Annotated in this window: 28 protein-coding genes; 23 read left to right on the forward strand and 5 right to left on the reverse strand. The window is 29.9% G+C overall.

What is annotated here, in order from left to right; all coding sequences use genetic code 11:
• The first annotated feature begins 4 nt into the window (after positions 1 to 4).
• The 5 genes from L1S47_RS01785 to L1S47_RS01800 all read left to right on the forward strand — a co-directional run bounded on the left by L1S47_RS01785 (position 5) and on the right by L1S47_RS01800 (position 6,172).
• Positions 5 to 2,476 (forward strand): hypothetical protein, encoded by a 2,472-nt coding sequence (locus L1S47_RS01785; RefSeq protein WP_238881775.1) that lies wholly within the window; start codon positions 5 to 7, stop codon positions 2,474 to 2,476.
• Between the two features lie 77 nt (positions 2,477 to 2,553).
• Positions 2,554 to 2,955, forward strand: a complete 402-nt coding sequence (locus tag L1S47_RS01790) for a hypothetical protein (RefSeq protein ID WP_238881776.1) — start codon at positions 2,554 to 2,556, stop codon at positions 2,953 to 2,955.
• A gap of 13 nt (positions 2,956 to 2,968) precedes the next feature.
• Positions 2,969 to 3,091: a hypothetical protein gene (locus L1S47_RS20530; RefSeq protein ID WP_275297760.1), complete on the forward strand. Its 123-nt coding sequence runs from the start codon at positions 2,969 to 2,971 to the stop codon at positions 3,089 to 3,091.
• Positions 3,092 to 3,254: 163 nt separating this feature from the next.
• Complete coding sequence (locus L1S47_RS01795; RefSeq protein WP_238881969.1) at positions 3,255 to 4,952, forward strand: recombinase family protein; 1,698 nt, start codon at positions 3,255 to 3,257, stop codon at positions 4,950 to 4,952.
• 173 nt (positions 4,953 to 5,125) lie between these two features.
• On the forward strand, positions 5,126 to 6,172 hold the full coding sequence (locus L1S47_RS01800; protein ID WP_238881777.1) for a hypothetical protein: 1,047 nt from the start codon (positions 5,126 to 5,128) through the stop codon (positions 6,170 to 6,172).
• A 232-nt stretch (positions 6,173 to 6,404) separates the two neighbouring features.
• Here the strand turns inward: L1S47_RS01800 and L1S47_RS01805 are convergent, their stop codons facing one another.
• Positions 6,405 to 7,637, reverse strand: a complete 1,233-nt coding sequence (locus tag L1S47_RS01805; protein WP_238881778.1) for a CdaR family transcriptional regulator — start codon at positions 7,635 to 7,637, stop codon at positions 6,405 to 6,407.
• Between the two features lie 274 nt (positions 7,638 to 7,911).
• On the opposite strand from L1S47_RS01805, the gene L1S47_RS01810 reads away from it, so the two are divergent.
• The 8 genes from L1S47_RS01810 (at position 7,912) to L1S47_RS01845 (ending at position 14,800) form a co-directional block, all read left to right on the forward strand.
• Positions 7,912 to 9,006, forward strand: coding sequence for an amidohydrolase family protein (locus tag L1S47_RS01810; RefSeq protein ID WP_238881779.1), 1,095 nt, complete (start codon positions 7,912 to 7,914; stop codon positions 9,004 to 9,006).
• Positions 9,007 to 9,049: 43 nt separating this feature from the next.
• Entirely contained in the window at positions 9,050 to 9,661 is a 612-nt protein-coding gene (locus L1S47_RS01815) for a nuclear transport factor 2 family protein (RefSeq protein WP_238881780.1), read from the forward strand.
• Between the two features lie 374 nt (positions 9,662 to 10,035).
• On the forward strand, positions 10,036 to 10,695 hold the full coding sequence (locus L1S47_RS01820; protein WP_238881781.1) for a hypothetical protein: 660 nt from the start codon (positions 10,036 to 10,038) through the stop codon (positions 10,693 to 10,695).
• Between the two features lie 424 nt (positions 10,696 to 11,119).
• Complete coding sequence (locus L1S47_RS01825) at positions 11,120 to 11,746, forward strand: TetR/AcrR family transcriptional regulator (RefSeq protein WP_238881782.1); 627 nt, start codon at positions 11,120 to 11,122, stop codon at positions 11,744 to 11,746.
• A gap of 13 nt (positions 11,747 to 11,759) precedes the next feature.
• The gene (locus L1S47_RS01830; RefSeq protein ID WP_238881783.1) at positions 11,760 to 12,563 is read left to right on the forward strand and encodes an alpha/beta fold hydrolase; all 804 of its coding nucleotides are present in this window, start codon (positions 11,760 to 11,762) and stop codon (positions 12,561 to 12,563) included.
• Positions 12,564 to 12,844: 281 nt separating this feature from the next.
• Entirely contained in the window at positions 12,845 to 13,276 is a 432-nt protein-coding gene (locus L1S47_RS01835) for a MarR family winged helix-turn-helix transcriptional regulator (protein ID WP_238881784.1), read from the forward strand.
• 154 nt (positions 13,277 to 13,430) lie between these two features.
• A complete protein-coding gene (locus L1S47_RS01840) occupies positions 13,431 to 13,907 on the forward strand; it encodes a glutathione peroxidase (RefSeq protein WP_238881785.1) in 477 nt (158 codons plus the stop codon).
• 23 nt (positions 13,908 to 13,930) lie between these two features.
• Positions 13,931 to 14,800, forward strand: coding sequence for an NAD(P)/FAD-dependent oxidoreductase (locus L1S47_RS01845; RefSeq protein ID WP_238881786.1), 870 nt, complete (start codon positions 13,931 to 13,933; stop codon positions 14,798 to 14,800).
• Positions 14,801 to 14,859: 59 nt separating this feature from the next.
• On the opposite strand, the gene L1S47_RS01850 is transcribed toward L1S47_RS01845, so the two are convergent.
• Positions 14,860 to 15,507 carry a pentapeptide repeat-containing protein gene (locus tag L1S47_RS01850; RefSeq protein ID WP_238881787.1) on the reverse strand — a complete coding sequence of 216 codons (648 nt, stop codon included), beginning with the start codon at positions 15,505 to 15,507 and terminating at the stop codon, positions 14,860 to 14,862.
• Positions 15,500 to 16,621 carry a DEAD/DEAH box helicase gene (locus tag L1S47_RS01855; RefSeq protein ID WP_238881788.1) on the reverse strand — a complete coding sequence of 374 codons (1,122 nt, stop codon included), beginning with the start codon at positions 16,619 to 16,621 and terminating at the stop codon, positions 15,500 to 15,502. Before L1S47_RS01855 ends, L1S47_RS01850 begins: the two co-directional genes overlap by 8 nt.
• A 184-nt stretch (positions 16,622 to 16,805) precedes the next feature.
• On the opposite strand from L1S47_RS01855, the gene L1S47_RS01860 reads away from it, so the two are divergent.
• A complete protein-coding gene (locus L1S47_RS01860) occupies positions 16,806 to 17,840 on the forward strand; it encodes a DUF362 domain-containing protein (RefSeq protein ID WP_275297761.1) in 1,035 nt (344 codons plus the stop codon).
• Positions 17,841 to 17,852: 12 nt separating this feature from the next.
• Entirely contained in the window at positions 17,853 to 18,158 is a 306-nt protein-coding gene (locus tag L1S47_RS01865; RefSeq protein ID WP_238881789.1) for a hypothetical protein, read from the forward strand.
• A gap of 53 nt (positions 18,159 to 18,211) precedes the next feature.
• Here the strand turns inward: L1S47_RS01865 and L1S47_RS01870 are convergent, their stop codons facing one another.
• Positions 18,212 to 18,679 (reverse strand): flavodoxin, encoded by a 468-nt coding sequence (locus L1S47_RS01870; RefSeq protein ID WP_238881790.1) that lies wholly within the window; start codon positions 18,677 to 18,679, stop codon positions 18,212 to 18,214.
• Between the two features lie 174 nt (positions 18,680 to 18,853).
• Here L1S47_RS01870 and L1S47_RS01875 point away from each other — a divergent pair, with 174 nt between their 5' ends.
• From L1S47_RS01875 to L1S47_RS01905, 7 genes are all read left to right on the forward strand, one after another.
• Positions 18,854 to 19,402: a sigma-70 family RNA polymerase sigma factor gene (locus tag L1S47_RS01875; protein ID WP_238881791.1), complete on the forward strand. Its 549-nt coding sequence runs from the start codon at positions 18,854 to 18,856 to the stop codon at positions 19,400 to 19,402.
• A complete protein-coding gene (locus L1S47_RS01880) occupies positions 19,395 to 20,063 on the forward strand; it encodes a hypothetical protein (RefSeq protein ID WP_238881792.1) in 669 nt (222 codons plus the stop codon). The genes L1S47_RS01875 and L1S47_RS01880 overlap by 8 nt, the downstream gene beginning before the upstream one ends.
• Before the next feature lie 21 nt (positions 20,064 to 20,084).
• The gene (locus L1S47_RS01885) at positions 20,085 to 20,510 is read left to right on the forward strand and encodes a GTP pyrophosphokinase (RefSeq protein WP_238881793.1); all 426 of its coding nucleotides are present in this window, start codon (positions 20,085 to 20,087) and stop codon (positions 20,508 to 20,510) included.
• Positions 20,511 to 20,546: 36 nt separating this feature from the next.
• The gene (locus L1S47_RS01890) at positions 20,547 to 21,191 is read left to right on the forward strand and encodes a hypothetical protein (RefSeq protein WP_238881794.1); all 645 of its coding nucleotides are present in this window, start codon (positions 20,547 to 20,549) and stop codon (positions 21,189 to 21,191) included.
• 174 nt (positions 21,192 to 21,365) lie between these two features.
• Complete coding sequence (locus L1S47_RS01895; protein ID WP_238881795.1) at positions 21,366 to 21,851, forward strand: helix-turn-helix domain-containing protein; 486 nt, start codon at positions 21,366 to 21,368, stop codon at positions 21,849 to 21,851.
• Position 21,852: 1 nt separating this feature from the next.
• Positions 21,853 to 22,218 (forward strand): DUF4180 domain-containing protein, encoded by a 366-nt coding sequence (locus L1S47_RS01900; protein WP_238881796.1) that lies wholly within the window; start codon positions 21,853 to 21,855, stop codon positions 22,216 to 22,218.
• A gap of 16 nt (positions 22,219 to 22,234) precedes the next feature.
• A complete protein-coding gene (locus L1S47_RS01905) occupies positions 22,235 to 23,074 on the forward strand; it encodes an alpha/beta fold hydrolase (RefSeq protein ID WP_238881797.1) in 840 nt (279 codons plus the stop codon).
• Between the two features lie 40 nt (positions 23,075 to 23,114).
• Here the strand turns inward: L1S47_RS01905 and L1S47_RS01910 are convergent, their stop codons facing one another.
• The gene (locus tag L1S47_RS01910) at positions 23,115 to 24,395 is read right to left on the reverse strand and encodes a methyl-accepting chemotaxis protein (RefSeq protein WP_238881798.1); all 1,281 of its coding nucleotides are present in this window, start codon (positions 24,393 to 24,395) and stop codon (positions 23,115 to 23,117) included.
• A 378-nt stretch (positions 24,396 to 24,773) separates the two neighbouring features.
• Between L1S47_RS01910 and L1S47_RS01915 the strand changes: the two genes are divergently transcribed.
• On the forward strand, positions 24,774 to 25,508 hold the full coding sequence (locus L1S47_RS01915; protein WP_202767185.1) for an EcsC family protein: 735 nt from the start codon (positions 24,774 to 24,776) through the stop codon (positions 25,506 to 25,508).
• Positions 25,509 to 25,532 lie beyond the last annotated feature (24 nt).

Below are 25,532 nucleotides of genomic sequence, written 5' to 3' on the forward strand. Positions count from 1 at the left end.
AAAAATGATAAATAAAAACATTGAGGAACTAAGAGTAGAACTTGATAAGTCCATTAAAGCTCTAGAAAGACTTAATATGCCAATGGAGGTTAGAATACCTAAAACTGGCAAAGGCACAATAAGTGGTTACTATGAGGATAAAGATAAGCTCTTTAAGGATATTATTAGTCATGATGGTGTTAATAATATTTTCTTTACACTAAATGTATTTTCAGAAGATTTACTTGCAAGAGGAAGAGGCAAGCTTTTATCTTATGCTACAACTACTACTTCTGATTCAGAAATTACAAGAAGAGTGTTACTACTTATTGATGTTGACCCAGAAAGACCAGCAGGAATTTCTTCAACTGATGAAGAGTTAGAGTCAGCTAATGAAGTTGCAGAAAGTGTTAAGAGATTTTTAACAGACATGGGGTTTCCTCAACCAGTAAAAGCTTGTAGTGGAAATGGGTTTCACTTGCTATATAAGCTTGATTTACCTAATACCAAGGAAGTTACTAATATGATAAGGGATTTTTTAAGTACCTTAGATACTTTATTGAGCACAGAGAAAGCTAAGATTGACAAAACAACCTACAATGCAGCTAGAATAACTAAACTTTATGGAACTATGGCTTGTAAAGGTGACAATACTGAGAAAAGACCTCATAGAAGGTCAAGGATAATTGAAGTTCCAGAAGAGTTTAATGTCGTAGAGGAATGTTTAATCAACAAGATAATAGAACTTTCACCTAAAAAAGAAGTTCAAGCTAAAACGCTAAAAAAGAAGACAACCATAGCCAATAACTTTGATGCTAAAGAGTGGCTAGATAAATATGAAATTAAAATAAGTCATACAAAGGAAGAACAAGATAGAGTGTGCCATGTATTGGATGTATGTCCATGGAACTCTAATCATACTGATAAATCCGCATCAATAACTCAATTCCATAATGGAGGAATAAGTGCTAAGTGTCATCACGATAGTTGCTCAGAAGAGAATTGGGATACACTAAGAGAGCTGTATGAGCCTAAGGCTTCAAGGAAAAAGACGCAAGCTGATGATGACTCTAAAAGGAGTCAAGCAGATATCTTGATAGACCTTGCACTTGAGAGTAATGATGTTTTTTTTCATAACTCATTAGAAGAAACGTTCGTTGCAGTAGATAAAGGTAACTTCTATGAAGTTCATGGGATAGAAGATAAGAAATATCAACTGCTCTTAAGAAAGAGATATTACGATAAAACTCAAAAAGCTCCATCTAAGGATAATGTCAATCAGGCAATTGGAGTATTAGAAGCTAAAGCTTTATATGAAGGTGAAGAGATAGAAGTGGCTAAGAGGTGTACCAGCATCGAAAGCACTATTTGCTATGACCTTGCAGATAAGGATTCAACCATTATAAAGGTAGATGAAGATGGTTGGGGTAAAGATGATAGTAAGCAAATTCTATTTATAAGAAGAAATAATATTGTAGAACAAGTAATACCAGAACCATATGAGGATTTAACGGGCTTGCTAGAAAGACATTTTAGGTTTAAAGACGAAGAAGATAAAATACTTCATGCAGTAAGCCTTGTAACTAGATTAATTCCTCATATACCCCATCCAATAGAAGTAATTCATGGTGAGAAGGGAGCTTCTAAAACCACTACAATGAAGATGAATAGAAGCCTAATTGACCCAGCTTCAAGAGATATAATCTCAATACCTAAAGCCATACAAGACTTAGCTATAACACTATTTAATAACTACATGCCTTGTTTTGATAACTTAGATAATATTTCAGCAGAGAAGAGCGACTTATTCTGTATTGCTTCAACAGGTGGTGGCTACAGTAAGAGAAAGTTATATACAGATGATGATGAAAAAATAATCAACTTTAAAAGTCGTATAACCTTAAATGGGATTAATATTATGGCTACAAGAGCTGATTTACTTGATAGATGTCTAGTTTTAGGATTAGAAAGAATTCCAGAGGATGAGAGGAAAGAGGAAACTAGAGTATGGGAGGAATTCAATGCAGATAAGCCTAGAATACTTGGAGCTATGTTTACAACATTATCAAAAGCTATGAAGATATACCCAACAGTAACATTAGATAAGTTAGGTAGAATGGCTGACTTCACTAGATGGGGGTATGCGGTAGCAGAAGCTAGTGGAATTGGTGGACAAGTATTTTTAAAAGCTTACTTAAATAACCAGAAGAAAGCTAATCGAGAGGCAGTTGAGGCTAATCCAATAGCGACTGCATTAATTAAGTATATAGATGAAACTAAGAATTTTAGTGGAACAGTAAGTTCATTACTAACAGTACTGAATCAAGTTGCAGAAGCAGAGCAAATTGATACAACCTCTAACTTATGGGCGAAAGAACCCAATGTTCTAAGTAGGAGGTTAAATGAAATAAAATCTAACCTTGAACTAGAAGGTATTTACTATGAAATAAACCAAAAAAATCATGGTAGAGTCATTGAAATAGCTAAGGTGGCTTAAGCTTTAATTATAGTGACATTATCGAGGTGATACTTCGATAATGTCGGTAAATTCAGAATGAAAAGGAGTAAGTTAATATGAAAGCATTAGAGAAATTAAGAGGTAAGAGTATAGGATTATATATAAGAGAAGAAGATAGTGGAGAAAATCTTTCAACAGGATATGGAAGGTTACAATGGCTAAAGTATGAACTTGAAGAACATGAAGGTGGATTAGAATTTTATATTGATGAGAAAGACAGTGAACTAATCATGGATGGATTATTTGATGATATTGATGATGAATACATTGAAGTGATTTTATTATGGTCAATTAGAGATGTTGATTCGTTTCACATTAAAATGCTAGTTCACCTATGTAATGAAAGAGATATTCCAATAGTAAGTTTCTGTGAATCAGATGAGCGGCTTAATGAAATAATTAAGGAACTGATAATGGAGAATGAAAGAAGTTGCAATACCAATTTAGAATATTTCTAAGGAGTGGATTACCGTGACTGACGATAAAAAAGTAAGCGAAATAATAGATGTAATTTCAGAAATGATAATTAAGTATCTAGAAGATTGTAGAGATAGCCAATGTGAAAGTGAAGAAGAAAATCTACAAGTTGCATAGTTGTTAACTATGGAAAATACCGACAATATTGAAGTAGTGAAGCGTCAATGATGTCGGTATTTTTTATAAAAGATATAAAGGTAATGAAGTAAGAAGATAAGTATATATTATATCTTTGAAATATATAAGCTACAAGAAAATATAATAATGGAGGAAATGAATGATGGCATTTAAGACTTTAGTTAATGATATGAAAATAGAGAAAGTAAGAAAGATGGTAGCTATTTATTGCAGAGTTTCAACCATTGAACAAGCAGAGGAAGGGTATAGTATAGATGAACAGCAAAGGCTATTAATGGAATGGTGTAAGAAGATGGATTACATTGTATATAAGTGTTATTCTGACAGAGGAATTAGTGGTAAGGATATTAAAAATAGACCTGCATTAAAAGAAATGCTAAATGATGCAGAAGATAAGAAGTTTGATATGGTGATTTCATGGAAGATTAATCGTATAAGCAGAAAGTTAGCAGATGTGCTAAAAATAGTTGATGTTTTAGAGCAGAAGAATATAACGTTCAAGTCTTATTCAGAACCATTTGAAACAGATACACCAGCTGGCAAAATGCAGTTTCAGATGATGGCATTAATAGGTGAATTTGAGAGAGGTACAATAGCACAAAATGTAAAGATGGGAATGTGTGCTAAAGCGAGAGCAGGAGAATGGTGTGGTGGGATTGTATTCGGATACGATTTAGTAGCAGTAGAAGGTCTAGAAGGAGCAAAAAGAAGAAAAACTAAGCTAAGAATTAATGAAAAGGAAGCAGAAATAATCAGATATATCTTTAATGAATACGGTAACGGTAAAGGATATAAAGCTATAACTAACCAATTAAATAAGATTGGGTATAAAACAAAGAAGGGTAAAGACTTCTCAGTAGGTTCAATTAAAGATATTCTAACTAACCCAATCTACATAGGTAAGGTTAGATATAATGTAAGACAGAACTGGTCTGAAAAGAGAAGAAGAAATATTAATGCTAATCCGATTATAACTGATGGAATACATGAAGCTATTATAGATGAGGATTCATGGAATAAGGTACAAGCTATCCTAGAAAATAAGATGGGAAAGCCTTCAAGAGTACATGATGGAGAGTTTCCTTTAACAGGAATACTAAGATGTCCTAAGTGTGGAGCTGGCATGGTTATATCAAGAACTACTAATAAACTAGCAGATGGTACTAAGAAAAGCATAGCTTACTATGCATGTGGTAATTGGAAGAATAAAGGTACAGCAGTATGTAACAGTAACTCTATAAGAGTAGAAAAAGCTAATGAATATGTATTTAACAAGCTTTCAGAGTTGCTATCTAATGAAAATATGGTTAAAACCATTGTAAGTAATGTTAATAGGGAAAGAAAAAGAAAAGTAAATCCTACTAAAAACGAACTAGCGAGAATTGATAAAGAGCTAGAAAAGCTAGATAAGAAAAAAGGTAAATTATTTGATGCCTATGAAGATGACATAATAACTAAGGAAGAGTTTCAAGCAAGAAAAGATGAATTAACTGAAAGAATTAAGAAACTGGAAGAAGAAAAAGCACCGTTACTAGTTACTCTATCAGATGATTTTAAGGAAGAGTTACCTTATGAACTAATTAAGTGTGTACTTGAGAATTTCAGCAAGGTTTTAGTAGAAAGTGCAAGCAGAGAACAACAGAAGAAGTTATTACACATGATTATTTCAGAAATAACTATTAATGAGTTTAGGGAAATTGATTCAATCAAAATTAATATTAATGACGACTTAGTAAATTATTTAAGCAAAGAGGAAGGAGTATCCGTGGGGGGAACTCCTTCCTCTTTTATGTTAAGAAGCATTGGAATAAATACATTGAATTTAGATATAGCAATATAAAATATCTAATGGTGTAGAGAAAATCACAGTGAAAAAAAGACTGAAAAATGGTAAAATAAATAATATAAAAATTGATAAAATTGATAAAATTGATCATTAACTTTAACAATTAAGTAGTGCGTTATTATTAATTGTCACAATATATAACTAATATGTAATAAAATGGAGGTATCATGGAGAAGTTTTCAGAAATGTTAATGGGTAAAGAGTTAGAAGAAATGTTTAAAAAAATATATAATAAGATAAGTAATAATGCTAAAGAGAAATTTTGTTTTAATAAAAATGAGGAGTGTAACAACAAAATTATAAGAGCTCACTCTATACAGGAAAACAGAATTTTAAGTCAATTAGCAGAGAATGGAGATGTTTTATATATTGGGTATGGTGATGGGGAGTTAAAATTTAATAAAGTTGGGAAGAAGAAAGCAACAACATTTACTGGTTTTTGTGGTTATCATGATAGTAAAATATTTAGCCCTATAGAGAATTATGATTTTATTAAAGAAAATAAAGAACAGGAATTTTTATTTGCATATAGAATTATTGCAAGAGAATATTATGCAAAAATTCATAATAAAAGTATTTGTGAAAAATTCGTAGAAGCATTGGCAAATCCAGAGAAAGAAATAATTGAAGGATATCTATTACAAGAATTAGATTATTATACTTTAGAAGAATGTAAATTTAGACAAGAACAATTATTAAAAAACTTAAATTATGACATTAGAGACTTAGAAGAGTATAAAAAAATATTAAATAAAAGTCTTGAACAAAATAAGTTTGAAGTTATAGATACATATTGTTTAGAATTAGACGGTCAATGTAATCTAGCAGTAGCATCATGGTGTTACTTAACTCGAGATTTAAATGGGAAAGTTATAAATGATACATCTGATTACAAGAAAAAAATGAAACCACTATTGATAACGGTATTCCCTCAAAATAGTAAGACATATATTCTTTTGAGTTGTTTTACTAAAGATAAATATAAATACAAATCTTTTATAAATCAATTAAAAAACCTAGAAGATAATATGAAGAAAATAGTAATTTCTAATCTTATAGTTTCGCATTGTGAAAACTTTGTTTGCTCACTTAAATATTGGGATGTGTTATCAGAAAATAAAAGGGAGTTAATAAAATATGCATTTCAGTATGAGAATAGAGAGAGAAATAAGTGGTTTTTTAGTAATGATTTAAACTTATTTGAAGATAAATAATAATATTAAAGAATTCATTAAAATAAGAGAGGATATATGTTCGAGTTCAAAAATAAAATTAAAAACCTCACTTACTACTGATACGGAGAACCGTACCACAAGTAACGTAGACTTTCTTTAAAAACGTTGGCATAACATACTTCAAGAGACATAATAATGTTTTCAATCGTACTATAACCTATATAAATTACAAAAATATATATTTATTTGCATAGGAATTTTTATATTATGATCAGGGGGATTCTACTTTTATCTCTAATAGTCTAATAGATAAAAAAATTTTGCATATTTCGTCACCATGTTCTAAGCTTATACCAGTCATATCTTTTATTTTGTTGATACGGTAGAATAATGTATTTCGATGAATATTTAATATTTTTGCAGCTTCTCCTGGAGAAGAAGAGTAAAAGATATACTGTTTCAATGTTTCTAGAAAATTTGTTCCATTCTCTTTGTCATAAACCGCAAGCATAGAGACAGCTGGATGACAAAAATCCATCTGATCATATTTGCTCGAGATTAATTCATAGATAATATACAAGGTACAATCCTCAAAAAAGGAGCAATGCATGTTTCTTTTTAGACCTATTTCCATAGCTGTAACAGAATTCAAATAGTGTTTTTTTGAATCATTTAAAAGAGTATACTTTTGGCTGATTCCCGCATATAGATTATTTTTGCTCAAGAATTCATTAAATTCACTATTGGGCGAGTTAAAAAGTTTATCGAATAACAATTGATCAAGAAAAGCTACAATTCCAGGAGCATAAATAATACACTGTCCAACAGGAATGTAAGATTTCAAAGTTCTAAAAATGGAGGAAATCTTACTGTCAAAAGTTTCTTGTCTGTTACTTCCAATAACCATAATGTAAAGATGTTCTGTCCTAGCCCATTTTAAATAGTGGTGTTTGTTTTTTTTAATAGACTCATCAAGCTGCTTCCCTTCTATAAGGTCAGCCAATAAGTAATTTGGGAGATTATTGTTATCCAAATTTAAAAGAATGTTCTTTTGTAATTGAGCACATATAAGTGGGCTAACCTTGTCTATTAGCATGAAATCTATGTCTTGAAAGGAGCTGTTGTTTTCGTAAACAACAAATTTACCTATCTCAATGGTGTCAATTTTTATAGAGGATATTAGATATCGTTTTGAATTGTTCTCTTTTTCGATATTATCATCTGTTTTATCTGAACATATTTGTGATAAAGTGTCTTCTGTTAGGTAAATATTTTTATTTTCATTTTGAACAAATTGAAAAACATTTTCCGCATCACAAGAAGCTGCCAAGAGCTTTCCGCTTGTATCGATTAATATCAATGGTCTTGCAAACTTTTCCCTTGATTTATCTATCAGATATTGAAGTCCTCTGTTAGAACAAAATCCATCAAAAAGATCCTGCATGTAAAGTGCAAGCTTTATATCTATTTCATTTAGATCATTTATATCTAAGTTTTTTTTCATGGAAACCTCCTAATATTTTAGTTGTGCTTTAGCACAATTTTTAGCTTTAATGTGAAACGAAATTCAAATTTGAGTACATTGTCTGGGTTCTTACATTATATTATAATCAGAAATGTAAGGCAAGACAGCTTTCTGAAGCATATTGTGCTTGAGCATAATGGCTAATGAAAAATACTGAAAATTATGCTGCAGGTGATTATCCAGTATTAATAAAATGGTTAAATTTTACAGTCTTTAGCCTTTAAAATATTGCTATTTCATAGGAGGTACTAAAATGTCTACTACCCTAATAAAAAATATAAAAATTTTTAATGGTATTGAATGTATAGATGCGGATAAAGTAGTAATCGAAAACGGATATATTACTGATAAAACAGAAGGAGATATTGAAATTGATGGAACTGGATGTACCTTACTTCCGGGGTTAATCGATGCCCACATTCATTTATATCAAATTAAGAACCTAGAGGAAGCTTCCAGGTATGGTGTTACAACTATGATGGATATGGGAACACGTTCACCGGAAGTAGTTCATAGTCTAAAAAATTTACCTGGTTTACCTGATATACGAAGCAGTTATAGTCCAGGTTTCGCTCCAGGAAGCAAAGTTCTAGCTAAAATGGATTATCCTGATTCTGCCTTTGTAACAAGTGAAGATGATGCAGAGCGTTTTGTAAACGAACAGATATCATATGGTGCAGATTACATTAAAATTATTATAGAGGGCCAAGGTGTAAGTGTTAAAGATACGTTATTTCCACCGGAAATTCTTGCTGTCATTGTTGCCAAGGCTCACACCTATGATAAAAAAGTCATTGCACATGTCACTTCTACTAATGCTTTTAAAGCTGCAATAGAAGGGGGAGTGGATGTGGTAACACATATTCCCTTCGTTGAACCTTTAACAGAAGAGGTTATTCAGTTGATGAGAAAGAACGGTACTGTGTCAGTTCCGACTATGGTAACAATGAAAGGAATTGTTGAGTCAATTAAAAAGTTTAATCCCAACGCGCCATTGAATTATGATTATGTTAAGGAATCTGTTGCAAGACTTAGTAAAGCTGGTGTGACAATTATAGCTGGAAGTGATTCTAATACTGACGACCCAACAACTCCATATTCTGCACCTTATGGGATTTCACTTATTAATGAATTTGGACTAATGGTTGATGCTGGTTTTACTCCTATTCAAGCATTACAAAGTGCAACAAGTATGCCGGCAAAGTATTTTGGCATGAATGACAGAGGAATTATTAAGATAGGCTATAGAGCAGATCTTATTTTGATAGAAGGTGATCCGACTGTAAATATTAATGACATAAAAAATATTAAACAAGTTTGGATTGGTGGAAAGAAGATTATTAAATAATGTTTAATGCCTGATAATTATAAGAAGAAATGGGGGAACTGGCATGTTGTTTCAAAAGTTAGAAACTACTACGGTAAATGTAATGTTAGACAAATTTGCAGTAAGGGAATTAGTAGAGTTTGAAAGGTTCTGCCGTGACAATGCTCTTTGGGATCATATGCATGAATGTTATACTGAGAATTCCACCGTCACTGTTTCGTGGTATAAAGGAGATGGACGTGGTTTTGTTAATGCATCTAGTAAGATGAAGACTGTAGCTCCTCACAAACTTAATAATACTTTAGTGTGGTTAAATGATGGCAAGGCTGTAGCAGTATCCATGGCCTGTATACAGACAAGGAAAGAAATAAATGGCGTTCAAATGGACCTTACTTCATATGTTAGGCTTATATATACAGCAGTTAAAGAAGACTCATGTTGGAAGATTGCTTCAATGGAAGCAATCTATGAGAAAGACTGCCTAATACCTGCTTCACCTGAAGATATGAAACCTAATCCTAACTCTCGTGACAGTTATGCAAATTTAGCTAAAGTGATTGGCAGTGAGGGATATGAAATAGATCAAGATCTTGCAGGAGATGATAGACCAGAGGTAAGAGAAGCACTGCTTGCAAGAGTCGAAAACTGGTTGATGAGCTCAAGCACTAAAATGTAAGTCATTCACATATGCTATATAGAAAAGTCTCCTTTATGTCCGTTACGGGGAACCGTATCATAAGTAAATGTGGTTTTTTACAAACTTTTTTTCACAAGCTTATGTATTATCAGTTTTTAACAGGTATATATTATTTTCTTTAAATCCTCGGGATGTAGTATATAATGCTCGAAAATAACCTAAGTTGTGGAATGTTCATCTTAGTTTTGAACATACTGGTTACGTTGGTAATCCATCAAAAAAATAGTAGTAAAAGTAGAAAAATAAATGAATTATAAACAACATTAGAGTCTATTAATATATAAAGTTATGTCACATTTGAATGAAATAAATCATATAATATACTATACCAAAGATTTAGGAGGCTTAGTGTGATGCCTGATTTAGAAGAAAAAATAAACAAGGTGGAAATGAGTTTGCCAAAGGGAGAAGTAGTGATTGTTCTTCCGGAAGATGTACCTGTAGATTATTCAGAGATTAAAAAGATTGAGAAGCAACAAAAAGGAGCTGATCTTGGTACCTCTAATGGAGTTCCAGCAACAATTTCCTTAGCTTCTGTAAGTGGAGATTTACTTCAAACTTATAGAACAACTGATGAATTCTCTCTCTATATCAATTATGAATCTGGAACCATAGTCCTAAAGGCAGGACATTTACTTGCAAGGACCTATGACATGAATTTAAATGTAATAGATACTAAGATTGTATCAAAAGTAGTAATGCCATTAAAGGATTTTATTGCTGCCAGATTTAATTTCTTATCCTTACCACCTCAAGACCCAGAAAATGCACCAATGCATGTAAATGAAATATGGGTTGCTGACAAAGCTATTGTTTATAACACAAGAAATGTGGCAGATATCACGTTTTTAGGGCATAAGGGAGTAAGTCTTGTTACTACAGAGGAAACTGCACTTTTTACAGTTTTATATCAAAATGGCAAGATTACAGCGAAGAATGTTTGTACTTTTATGATTGTTTCTACAGAGCGTGTAACCACTTTTTTATATAACGCAATAGATGCTACTTTATAATAAATTAAAGATACGCCATGATAATACGGCGTATCTTTGTCATTCATATTCTTCAAATATTCTTCACTAACTAAACTACTAATGAAATAAGAATAGGCAGATCTGTTAACGCCATCAAAATTATTAGTGAAGAAAGAAGACTGATTTAGGATGAAAAACATGAGAATAACTTATTATAAGTAATAAATTAGTGCCTGTATTTCTTAAATCTTATAACAATAAAAGTCTACGTTATACCCGTCACGGTGAACCGTATCATATGTTAATGATGGAAACATTCAAAAGAGTTTAATATGTCTATTAGAGTAATCTTTCTTGAATTTTATTTTGACGAGTTTGTAAATTTAAGGTCTTCTAAAAAACGGTCAGTAGATTTAAAATAATATTAATCTACTGACCATTTTGGTCTATTAAGGAGAATACTATGAATAAAGCATATTTTCAGTTACCATCAGATAAACAAAAAAAAATGCTCAATTCAGGATACAAACTCTTTGCATCATATCCTTATAAGAAAGCTTCGATGATTGCAATTGCTAATGAAGCAGATATCTCCAAGTCATTATTATTTTATTACTTTAAAAACAAAAAAGAATACTACTTATTTTTATTTGATACTGCGGTTGACTTTCTTGATGAACATGAGGAAAAATATATTGATAAGAAAATGAAAGATTTTTTTCAACTAATCAATAAAACTGTGGAGCGTAGAATTAAAATCATTAATGACTATCCATATTTGTATAAGTTTATCACAAGAGCGTATTATGAAACATTTGAAGAGATAAAGATTGAGCTGGATAAAAAGAAAAGAATAATGTTACAGACAAGGGAAGAGGAGATACTTAATATTATCGATTATGATAAATTTAAAAATCCAAGGGATGTAAAAGTATTGTTTGAGATAGTTCTTTCTGTTGCTGAAGGATGTATGCGTGGTCTGGAAGATTTGGATATTTCGAAAATTGAGAAGAAGGTAAATGAGTTTAAGGGTATGATGAATTCTTTGAAAAAATATTATTACAAGGAAGAATATTTGATTAATTTATGAGGAGAAGTTTATTATGGAGGATAAAGCTAGACAGTTGGTATTTCAAAATATGAATTGTGAGATTCATTATTGGTATAGAAAGGGGAAAACCAATAAATGGGTGATGTTTTTTCATGGTGCAGGTGTTGATCATGAAATGTTTAATGAGCAATTTAAGGCATTTGATGATACCTACAATTTAATTGTATGGGATTCTCGAGGACACGGTTTATCTAAATTGGAGCAAGGGAAAAAATTTCAATTTAAAGATATGATTAGCGACTGTAAAAAACTATATGAAATTTATAACATAGATAAAGCAGTACTTATAGGACAATCAATGGGTGGCAATCTAGCGCAGGAAATAGCTTATTATTATCCAGAGTTAGTAGAGAAATTAGTGCTGATTGATTGTACCCAAAACGTTGGTAAGCTAACATTTATAGAAAAGTGTTCTTTGAAATATACTAAATTTATATTGAACTGTTATCCATGGAAATTACTTATAAAGCAGAGTTCTAATGCTTGTGGAAACAAAGCTAGTGTAAAGAAATATGTTAGGGATTGCTTTGAAAGGATAGATAAAGAAACGTTTATTGATATTATAACAGATTTAACAAAATGTCTTCATTATGATCCGGAATTTAAGTTTGAAAAACCTGTGCTATTACTTTGTGGTTCAGATGATAAAACAGGCAATATTAAAAAAATTGCTAATCTATGGGCAAAAAGTGATAGTAATTGTACACTTCATTTTATTGACCATGCAGGACATAACTCGAATCAGGATAATCCAGAGATGGTTAATAAGTTGATTATTGACTTCGTAAATAGTTAGTTATACAGATTAGCAAGCCAAAAATAAATTATTAGAAGAGAGAAGTAAAGCAACAATTAAAAACAATTAGGCTAGCACATTCATGTGCTAGCCTAATTGTTTTTCTGACAGACTTTCTGAAGTTAATAATTGAGAGTGGGTAGATTAGTTTATTTCTGTAAAGTTAACATTTTTTATTTTTTAGATTTTACGTTGACAATAATAAATTGCGAGTATATAATTAAAACACAATTAATTGCACACAATTTAATTTTATTAAATTAAGTTAAAAGGAGGTAGCTATGGATAAATTTGAAGCAATAAAACTAGATAACCAAATATGCTTTTCCTTATATGCTGCATCTAGGGAAGTAATAAAGCTCTATAAACCATTTCTTGATAAATATGGTCTTACATATACACAGTATGTTTCTATGCTAGTGGTTTGGGAATACGAGAAAATAACAATTAAAGATATGGGAGAAAAATTACACCTCGATTCAGGAACACTTACCCCTGTAGTAAAGAAGTTAGAAGCAATGGAATTAATCATTAAGTATAGAGATAAGAATGATGATAGAGTAGTTATAGTTGAGCTAAGTGAAAAGGGTAGAGCCTTAAAAGAAGAGGTAGTTGATATTCCAATGAAAGTTTCTTGTATGTTTGAAACTAATATTGAAGATGCTATAACTTTAAAAAGATTGTTAGATAATTTACTAATAGAACTTAAATAAGAATTTACTTAATAGTATGTTTAATTTGATAGGGATCAATAAAGAAATAATAATCTTTTGAGTACTTATTAAATTAAACAGCTGTAGTATATTATAAATAAATCAGTTGTGCAAAATTAGATTTTAATAAATTAAATTAAGAGGAGAGATAATTATGAAATTTTATGATTTTTCAGCTAAAAGAATGAATGGACAAGAAGTGAAGATGGATGAATATAAGGGCAAGGTAGTATTAGTAGTTAATACAGCAACTAAGTGTGGACTTGCACCTCAATTAACAGAACTTGAGGAGTTAAATAAACAATACAAAGAACAAGGCTTAGAGATTTTGGGATTTCCTTGCAATCAATTTGCAAATCAAGAAAAAGGAAGTAATGATGAGATACAAGCAGTATGTTCCATAAACTTTGGAGTTACTTTTACAATGTTTGAAAAAATTGATGTAAATGGAGAAAATGCTCACCCATTATATAAATTTTTAAAAAGTGAGAAAAAAGGTGTATTAAGTAATGAAATTAAATGGAATTTCACAAAGTTTTTAATTGATTCAGAAGGTAATGTAGTTAAGAGATATGCACCAACAATAAAACCATCAAAAATAGAAGAAGATATTAAAGCTTTATTAAAATAATATTTATTAAGGGGAGACATAAAATGAATGAGAGATATGATATTGCCATAATAGGTAGCGGTCCAGCAGGTATTTCTGCTGCATTAAATGCAAAAATAAGAAATAAAAATTTTATTGTTTTTGGAAGTAAGGAGTTAAGTCCTAAACTAGCAAAAGCACATAGAATAAATAATTACCTTGGATTCTATGGTAAGAGCGGGGAAGAACTTAGAGATGAGTTTAATAATCATTTAAAAGAAATGAATATAGAAATTGCAGAAGAAAAAATAAATAACATTTATGCCATGGGTGAATTTTTTACTTTAATGGTCAATGAAAAAATGTATGAGGCAAAATCTATCATTTTAGCAACCGGGGTTAGCTTTGGTAAGCCTTTTAAAGGAGAAGAAGAATTTTTAGGTAAGGGTGTAGGCTATTGTGCAACTTGTGATGCACCTTTATATAAAAATAAAACTGTTACAATAATTGCATATAATAAGCATGAAGAAGCTGAAGCTAACTTCATAGCAACTATAGCATCAAAAGTATACTATATACCTATGTATAAGGAAGAGGTAGAAGTAGATTCTTCTATAGAAATAGTAAATGATGCCCCAGTAGAAATAGTTGGAGAAACATCAGTAACAAAACTTGTTCTTAAAAATAGTGAAATTGAAACAGATGGATTATTCATTTTAAGAGATAGTATTTCACCAGGACAATTAGTTCCAGGTTTAATGATTGAAAATAATCATGTTCAAGTTGATAGAAATATGAGAACAAATTTAAATGGATGCTTTGCAGCAGGAGATATAGTTGGAGCACCATATCAATACATAAAAGCAGCTGGTGAAGGAAATATAGCAGCATTATCTGCAGTATCTTATTTAGATAAATTGGATAAAAAAGTTTAGAAAAACATATATAAAATTAAAAGGTCTAATTTAATAAAATTAGACCTTTTTTATTGATATTAATTTATCTCAGCATTTTTCAAAAACTTTATTATATAACTTAAAGTGTAAAAATCTCTATCTAAATTAGTACTAATGAAATTTAAACCTTTTATTAATGCATCTTCTTCAAAGTTTTCTAAAAGAAGCATGATATTTAAGTTATTAAGGCTTCCATCTTTTGTATCTAAAACTCTTGAAGCTTTTATATGTTTATTACTTAAAGCATTAAATGCAGCAGTTTGCAAACCTTCGCTTATTTCTATATCAGGCATTTCACTAAAAATTCTTATTTCTGGATTTTGGGTATTTAAATTTTTAGCATTAGTTAAATCAGTTGATAAGAATATAGTATTAATAAACTTTGCATCCTTGAAATTAACACCTTCTAATTTTACAGAATCAAAGATGGTATTTTCAAAAATTGCATCATTAAAATCACTATCTTTTAAATTAGTGCCTATAAACTCAGCCCATTTAAAACTACAACTAAAAAAGTTAGTAGACTTAAAATGTGCCCCTCTAAAGCTTACATAATCAAAATTTGAACCTTCAAAATCACAATTATAGCAATTGCTTCTTGATAGGTTTTTATACATAAAGTTTTTATCTTTTTTCTCAATATTATTATAATTGAAGTTTCCTTTAACACTTTGATTTCTAGCCATTGCTTCCTCCATCTAATACTCTTCTTGAAATTTTAAGCTTTATTGTTCTTTCTATTTCATCTAACATTTTCTTATCTTTAGGATCAATAAATAGGCAAGTATAGCCTTCCTCTCCAGCTCTTCCTGTTCTACCAATACGGTGAATATAGCTTTCAACAGTTTCTGGAATATCATAGTTATATATATGACTAACACCACTTATATCTAACCCTCTAGAAGCAACATCTGTGGCAATTAGGTATTGGAAATCACCATTTCTAAAAGCTTTCATAATTTTTTCACGCTTTGCTTGAAGTACATCACTATGTAGTTTTTTACAGGCATATCCACGTTTGTGAAGTGCAACCTCAAGATCATCAGCTCTTCTTTTGGTTCTGCAGAATATTATGGCCATAAATGGATTATCTTCATCTAATACTTTGCATAAGGAATCTTGCTTCCATCTATCTGTAGTTTCTACTACATCTTGCTTAATTGTATCTAGAGTAACTTCTTCCTTTTTTATAGATATTGAGAAAGGATCCTTCATATATCTGTAGGCTAATTTCTTTACATCAGAATTTAATGTTGCAGAGAAGCATAGTGTCTGACGGTTTTTATTGGTTTCTTTAATGATAGTTTCAACTTCATTTTTAAAACCCATTAAAAGCATTTGGTCAGCTTCATCTAATACAAAGGTTTTTAACTTGCTTAAGTTTATGGTTTTTCTTTCAATATGATCAAGAAGTCTTCCAGGAGTTGCAATAACAAGATGTATGTTTCCTCTAAGCTTCTTTAGTTGAGACCCTATATCTTTTCCACCATAAGCAGCTAATATGTTTATGTTTTTGCCCTTTTTTAGCTTTTTAGCTTCTTCAGTTATTTGAAGAGCAAGCTCTCTAGTAGGTGTTAAAATTAGAGCCTGAACTACATTTGAGTCTGGATTTATATTTTCAAAAATTGGGAGTAAAAATGCAAGAGTTTTACCAGTTCCAGTTTGAGCTTCAGCTATAACATCTTTTCCATCCTTTATAAGGTTAAAGCTTTGAGATTGTATTGGAGTTGGCTCTTTAATCCCTTGATTTTTTAATACCCTCATTATATCTTCACTAATACCTAATTCTTTAAAATTCATATGTTCTACCTTTCGTTATTAACTTAATTTTTTCCTGTTAGTGCTAGTTAATAATACCACAGTAATAGTATTATCTCTATTAAATTTTTAATTCTAGTAGAGAAATCTGGAAGTATTTGATTTATAATAAAATTAATTAGAATTATTATATTTAAGATTTTAACTAACGCGTAGTGGAGGATATATGGTGAGAAAGGTATATTTTAAAGGGATTGATTCTTATTCTAAAACTGAAGAAATAAGTGCAGCAGCAGGTGAACTTTTAGAGAAATTAGTAAAAGAGGAAAATATAAAGCTTGAAAACTTTATACCACTTAAAGTTCATTTTGGTGAAAGTGGAAATAAAACGTTTATTGAGTCCAAAAATTTTGGAGGAATAATAAATTATTTAAAAGATAGAAAAATAGAAAGTGCATTTATAGAAACTAATGTTTTATATAAGGGAGAGAGAACAACAAGAGAGAGACATATAAAGCTTGCAAAGGAGCATGGTTTTACAGAGCTTCCTGTAATAATTGCAGATGGAGAACATGGTGAAGCTTACGAAGAAGTCGAGATAAATAAAAAGAATTTTAATAAGTGCAAGATAGGTAAAGAAATAGCAGATAAAAACCAATTAATTGTTATAAGTCACTTTAAAGGACATGCATTGGCAGGCTTTGGAGGAGCTATAAAACAACTTGGTATGGGTTGTGCAGCAAGAGGCGGTAAGCTTGCTCAACATGCAAATTCAATACCTAAGATTAGTGCACTAAAATGTAAGGCTTGTAGTGCTTGTGCAAAAAGATGCCCAGAAAATGCAATAACACTAAATAAAAAGGCAAAGATAGATAAAGACAAATGTGTTGGTTGTGCTTCTTGTATGGCAATATGTCCACATGGGGCTATAACTAATAGCTGGTTTGCATCCATTTCTAAATCCTTTAATGAAAGACTATCTGAATATGCTTATGCTGCAGCAAAGGATAAAAATAATGTTTATATAACCTTTGCATTTAACATTACTAAAAACTGTGACTGTGAAGGACATAATATGAAACCAATAGTTGATGATGTAGGAGTTTTTGCATCTCTAGATCCAGTAGCTATTGATAAGGCATGTTTGGATATGATTGATAAGGACAATAATAAAACTGTATTTAGAAGAGGGAGATATACCCTTGACTACGCAGAAAGTATAGGACTCGGAAGTAAAGAGTATGAGCTTATAGAGGTATAGGTGAGGATATTTGTGAAAAGAAGAAAGTATATAATACTAGGTGTAATTATAGTTCTGTTAGCTGGTGGAATATTTATGTACTCAGAGGTGCAAATATCTAAAAGCGTAGTGTATGAATATATAAAAGCTAGAAGTGGAAGAGAAGTAGCAGATAAAGTTAAAATAGTTCCTACTCTAAAATACTCTAAAAAATTTGGATACGAAATTGACGTTTATAATTACGATAAAATAACTAGTATTAATGAAGTAATATTCTTTAATATGAAAAGAGATAAAGATAGAGTTTGGCACATAGATAGTATAAAGACAAATCCATAAATGAAATATCTATTAAAAACATAAATCCACTAGTTTAACTAGTGGATTTTATATTATAGACTAATTTTTTTAAGCCAATTTTTAATTTGTTCTTTATCAAAATTACTCATGGTTTCAAAGCCAGGAAGAACTGTTGACTTTGGACATTCCTTCTCAATATTAACTTGAATTTGTCCTAATCCTCCACCACCATGAGTACAAAAAGGAATAATTGTTTTTCCTTGCAAATCTACGTTTCTTAAAAAACTTAATATGGGTGGGGCAAATGATTTAAACCAATTAGGTGTTCCTAAAAAAATATAATCATAGGACTCAACTGATTCAACTCCAGATAATAATTTAGGGCAATACCCTCTCTCAATTTCATTTCTTACTTCCTTTGTTGCTGTATTATAATTAAATGCATAGGATTTTTCAGGAATTAACTCTCTAATATCGCCTTTAGTTTGTTCTGCTATTTCTTCTGCTAATCTTTTAGTTGTATTAGAAAAAGAATAAAACACTACTAATATTTTACTCATTGTTACCTCCATAAAGTCATTTTTATCTTCATATTATATAAATGGTCATTACGTTACTTAATTATAACATTAATTTAAATACATGGAATTATAAAATTAAATAGGTAAATTTTATAAATATTTGACAGAAACTTATAGTTATAAGTTAATAATAGATAGAAGGAGGGGAAAGACATGAGAGAGTTTAATGAAAGTGAAATTATACAAGGCATTAAAGATATGAACATGGACAGCTTCCAAAAACTCATGACTCACTATGGAAAATTAGTTTATTACGTGGCCAGTAAAATACTAAATGAACCTTATGAAAAAGAAAGCATTGAAGAGTGTTATAATGATGTGTTTATGACCATCTGGTCTAATATTGATTGCTTTGATTATAATAAAGGAAACTTTAAAGCATGGTTAATATCTATAACTAAATACAAGGCATTAAATATTAAAAGAAAAAGTTTAAGAGAAAATAATGTTTTAGAATATATGGATGAGATTACTTCAATATATAATGATGATTTAGAGAGAATTGAAAATCAAGAACTAATAAATGAACTTCTTGATAATTTAGAAGAAAAGGACAAGACTATATTTCTTAAAAGATATTTAGAAGGGGTTCCTATTAAAGAAATAGGTAAAGAACTTGGATATTCAGAGGAATATATATACACAAGAATTTCTAGAGCTAAGAAAAAAATTAAAAGAATAGTAGGTGATTATAATGGATGATAGAGAATTATTAAAGTTATTAAACACCATAGAGTATTCAGAGGAAGAAATAAATGCAATTGAAGAAAGTGCATTAGAAGCACCTAATTGTGTAGGCGAAGATTTATATAATGTAAAAAATGATAAGATATTAAGAAAAGTAGCTTTTATGAGACTAGAGGGGAAAGTTAAGGAAAGCCTTCTAGAGGATGAAAAAATAGAATACAAAATGATTATGCTTCAAAGTAATTATGAAAAAGAGATATTTAGAATATATGCTGCATCAGATTGGGGAATACCTAGAGTATATATTGCTCTATTCATTACGAATAAGAGAATATTTGCATATAAAATGAGTAAGTTATATGAAGTGTTAGAGGAATATTGTAATGAAATAAAGAATCTAAAACATTTAATAGATCTATGGGAAAAGTGCGACACCATTACTTTTGAGTTTAATGATGAGTTTGCTATATCAGCAAGAGCATATGGTGAGGATAATAGAAGAATTTTTATGGAAGCAATTAAGTATTTAAATGAAAGCAAAGGTATTAAGATAGATGAATTTAGGCAACCCAAAGCAAGCATAATTTCATGGGTACTTTATATTATTCTATTTGCAATTCTTATAGGAACAGTGATTTTTAATATAAAAGATCAAGTAATTAGTTTTCTTAAATAATAGATAGAAGGATGTGTTTAAATGCTTGAAAAAGCCATTATTATAGCAACAAAAGCTCATAGGGGGCAAGTTGACAAAGCTGGAGAAACATATATTCTTCATCCACTTAGAGTCATGATTTCGGGGAAAACGGAGCTTGAGAGAATATGCGGGGTATTGCATGATGTAATAGAAGACACAGAGATTACTTTAGAATATTTAAGAAAAGAAGGGTTTTCAGAAGAAATATTAGAAGCTTTAGATGCGTTAACAAGAAAAGCTAATGAGAGCTACGATGGTTTTATAGAAAGAGTTATAAATAATAAATTAGCTTGTTATGTAAAGCTTGCAGATTTAAATGATAATATGAATCTAGCGAGAATTAAAAATCCTACAGAAGAGGATTATAAAAGGATAGAGAAGTATAGTAAAGCATCTGATAGAATAATTAAGAGTCTTAAAGATTAGATTAACTGATTAATATAAGTGAAAGGATATTTTCCAATGAATAATTTTAAAGAGGTTCAAATTTTAGGTATTAACATGTATTATATAGTTACTTTCTTAATAGTAGTTATAATTTACGGAGCTTATGATTGGATAAAGAGAAATAGAATAGGGTACCTAAGGAAAATGCTTTTAATAAATATTATAGTTTTTTCAGCACTTCTTTTTTTGTTAATATCTAATAATATTAATGAGGATAGAATAAAATCAGGATGTTTGGCAATAATTATTGTTTCTACAGTTATGTTATTTAGAGCAAAGCATGACACAAGAGGAGATAAGGCTCTTAAAATGTTTAATAGTCAAGTAATTTGGAGAAAGAAACACATTTATTTCTTTCCTGCAGATTTTAGCGATAACGAAATAGATTTAATTAGATTTAAGCTTAAAACAGTTTTTGATTGTTTTAAGGGGAATACTTATGATAAAAAAATTGGAGATTTATTTATATGGATAAAAAAGAAGAATAATAAAGTTAATATAAAGATAATAAATCAGCTAGATTATAATTGTGATGAGCATGTTGAGGACATCGTTAATAGATATAAGGATATAGAAGATAGAATTAATGGAAAGTTAGTTATAGAAGGAAAGCAAGATTTGAAAATTCAATTGTTTATTGAACATGAGGATGTTGCTTAAATTAAAATAGAAATATAGATATGAGTAGCTGCAAATGAAATTGTAGCTACTTTTTTGTTGGAACAAATAGCAATAAAATTAAACAAAGTGCAATAAAATACAATAAAGTATTGACAATGGCAATAAAACTCAATATAATTTCACTATAGGATAGCAAGGAAAGGAAAGATTACAATGGAAGATAAATTTTATTCGATTGATCAAATCGCAGAGATTTTAGATATGCATCATAAAACTATAAGAAAGTTTATAACAGAGGGTAAGCTTAGGGCAAATAAAGTTGGAAAGCAGTGGAGAATTACAGGACACGATTTAAGCTTATTTATGGAGAGCAATAACTTAAATATTAGCAAGGAGAATGAAGACAAAGAACAAGCTATTGAGTTTTCAACTAAAGGAGAGAATATAAGAAAATCAAGTGGAAAAATAAATGTATCTACTGTAGTAGATATTAATGAAGTAAATTCGGAGCAATATATGAGAATATCAAATACATTAATAGCTCTACTTAATAGCAAGGACCCTAGCATGGGAAATTCAACTATTAACGTAAAGTATTATGAAAAAGAAAATAAGTTAAAGGTACTACTTTGGGGAGATATAAAATTCACCGAAGATATGCTTAGCTTTATTACAATGCTTGTAGGGGGAGGAAAGTAAAATGAATTATAAAGTAATAAAAAAAGAAGACTTAGTATATATAGTTTTCGATTCTAATGAAGAACAATTAAAGAGAGAAGAAGAAGCAACAGATTATATATCTAAATGCTGGGAAAATGACACAAATTATTTAGTTTTTTATGATAAATCACTTTCTGATGATTTCTTTAATTTGAAAACAAGACTAGCAGGAATGGTACTACAAAAGTTTATGAATTATAAAATCAGGGTTGGAGTTATTATAGAAAATGAAGATAGACTAAATGACAGGTTTAGAGAAATGATATTAGAATCAAATAAGGGAAATGATTTTAGAACCTTTAAGAATATAACTGAAGCTGAGAATTGGTTATTAAAATTAAAATAAAATGGGGGAGAGATAGTTGAATGCAAAAACCGTGTTTAAATCGGTACAAGGAAAAAATGAAATATTAAAATATTATGATTGCTTTATTGAAAAGATTGATTTCTCACATGAGATAATTAATATAAATTCATGTTTAGGAAATACATTTATTATAGCCAGTGGGAAAAAGGAAGCTCCGCCTGTTATATTGTTTCATGGGAGTGGAATGAATTCTTTTATGTGGTTAAAAGATATAAAAGAGTATTCTCTTAACTATAGAGTGTATGCTATAGACATACCAGGAGAGCCAGGTAAAAGCAATGAATATCAAGCTTCTTTAAATGGAATGGATTATGTTTCTTGGGTTAATGATATTTTAAATGAATTATCAATAGAAAAATCAAGTTTTGTAGGTATTTCTTTAGGTGCTTGGATGGCATTAAAATTTGCCGTGAATCACCCTGAGAAAGTAGATAAACTTGTGCTTATTTCACCCTCTGGAATAGGGCCACAAAAAAGGTCTTTTATCTTTAAAGCTTTGTATTATTCATGCTTAGGAGAGACTGGCGTAAAAAAGCTAGCCTATAAAATTAATGGGAATAAAGAAATTCCTGAGACTATCTTAAAATATCAAAGATTAATCACTAAGAATTTTATCTATAGAAGAGAGACAATTCCTATATTTTCAGATAATGAATTAAAAAGATTAGATATGCCAATAGCACTATTTGTAGGAGAAAATGATATAATGCTACATTCTTTAAAGACCGCGAAAAGGTTGAGTGAATTACGACCTAAAGCAAATATTAATATATTGAAGGATAAGGGACATTCTCTTACTGATCTTGTAGATAAAATAATGGGGGTTTTAAACTAATAAAAAATGGCTTACTTAAATAAGTAAGCCATTATCTATATTATACTTTAAATATCTTTGTAAGCTTATTCATATCCTCAGATAGAGTTACAAGTTCACCTGAAGTTTTATCAATCTTAGTAAATAAATTTTCTTGTGTATTAAGCTTTTCTTGAATATCATTTGAAACATTAAGTCCACTATCTATAGTCATACTTATATCTTCGATTGTTGCTGTCATTTCTTCAAGAGAAGCAGCTTGGGTAGTTACTCCATCAGTTATATCTGATAACATAGAGAAAGTACTTTGAATACTATCAATAATTTTATCTATACTTAATTTTACTTCATCTGATTTAGATACACCAACTGCAACCTTTTCTCCAGCTGCATTAACTGCTGAAACTACGTTCTTTGTCTTTATATTCATATCTTTAATAAGATTTCCGATATCTTGTAAAGAAGTATTTGTATCCTCAGCAAGTTTTCTTATTTCCTCAGCAACTACAGAGAAGCCTTTACCTGCTTCACCAGCTCTAGCAGCTTCAATAGCAGCATTTAAAGCTAATAGGTTTGTTTGCTCTGAAATTTGAGAAATAATACTAATTATTTCAGATATTTTATTACTTTGAGCTTCAAGTCCAAGTACTTCAGTATTTACTTCTTTTGTGTTAGTAACAAGATCTTTTATAGCAACTACAATGGAATCAACTGAAGTTTTACCTTCCTCAGCAGCAGAGTGAACACCTTTTGCATGTTCTTCAATTTTTGAAGCAAGCTCTGCAGTTCTTTGGGAGTTATCTGTTATTCCAGATAGAGCAATAGAAGTTTGTTTAATGCTTTCAGCATTCTCATAAGAATGAGATATAAGTTTATTAACACCTTCATCTATTTCTGTAACTTTTTCATTAGCTTGTGTAATTATTTGATTCAAATCTTCAGCGGATAGAGTAACCTTTCCAGAAGAATTTTGTATTGTAGATATTAGCGTTTTTAAGTTTTCTTGAGCTGTTAAAAGTGAGTCAATAAGTTGTCCAATTTCTCCGTGTTGTAAAGTATCAATACTAGCAGTTAAATCATTATTTGAGATTGAATCAGCTAATAAAACACTTTTCTTTAAAGGCTTTATTAGAAGACCTTCAGATAGAAAAAATGCTATTGCCTGAAATATAATAATAAAGATTACTGATTTACTAATAACTGAAGGAGTAACTATTTGAAAGAAGTTACCGTATGTATTATATGATAAGCTAGTCATTATACCTATATTTGATAATAGCATAGCTAAAAATACTAATCCCATGATACGAGTACGTATTGAAACGTTTTTGATTTTATCCATAATTATATGCACCTACCTTGATGAAATTTTTGAAAATATTTATAGAGTCTTTTCCTAATTAATCTTTTTAATATTAATATATATGTAGCTATTATCAATTCCATCTTCCCATGTAACTTCAATAAAGGAAGGTTGTCCCACCTCCAGTAGAAATTTAAATTTGTCGTTTTTACATAACAATTAATATGGTATCATATTGGCTAATTATATCAAAGTCTGAAAACAAAACAATATTGATGATAAATCTCATTTTCAGTAATTTACTATAGTATTTGCTAAATTTTATGAATATTCTAATGTTTATCTAAATTTTAATAAGAAATTAATAAAAATGATATAATATATGATAAATAAGTAATATTATCAAGGAGAATTAACATGTATGATCATAATAGAGTAGTAATTTCTGAATTAAATAGATGGAAACGTGAAATGAGAATGAAACCTTCTATTTTTAATAGAGCTTCAAAAGGAGTTCAAAATAAGTTTAATGGAATTCTACCTGAAAAATATCATGATATAATGACTGCTGCAATAAAAAATATGACAAAAGGAGTTTTGCTTGGTTCAGAATATATAGCTAAGAAGCCAATTGAAGGAAAATCATTAGAACTTAGAGATGAACTTGCAAAAGAAAAAATTAATTTCTATAAAAATACTGCCATTATAGAAGGTGCTGGTACAGGTGCAGGAGGTTTTCTATTAGGGCTTGCAGATTTTCCACTATTACTTAGTATAAAAATTAAATTCTTGTATGAAATGGCTGCTATTTACGGCTTCGATGTAAAAGATTATAGAGAGAGACTATATATTCTTTATATATTTCAATTAGCTTTTTCAAGTCAAGCAAAGACTAATGAAATTTTTGAAGTGATGGATCAGTGGGAAAAAAATGTAGCAACCTTACCAAGAAATATTAATGAATTTGATTGGCGTGAATTTCAACAAGAATATAGGGATTATATAGATTTAGCGAAGCTTCTGCAGTTAGTACCCTTTATAGGTGCATTTGTAGGTGCTTATGCAAATTCAAAACTTTTAGATAAGCTTGGCAAGACTGCAATGAATGCCTATAGGATGAGAATATTAGAAATTAAAAAAGTTGAATATTAAATATATAAAATATCTAAATATAAT

It is taken from the genome of Clostridium sp. YIM B02551, from assembly GCF_022324735.1.
GTDB lineage: Bacteria > Bacillota > Clostridia > Clostridiales > Clostridiaceae > Clostridium_T > Clostridium_T paridis.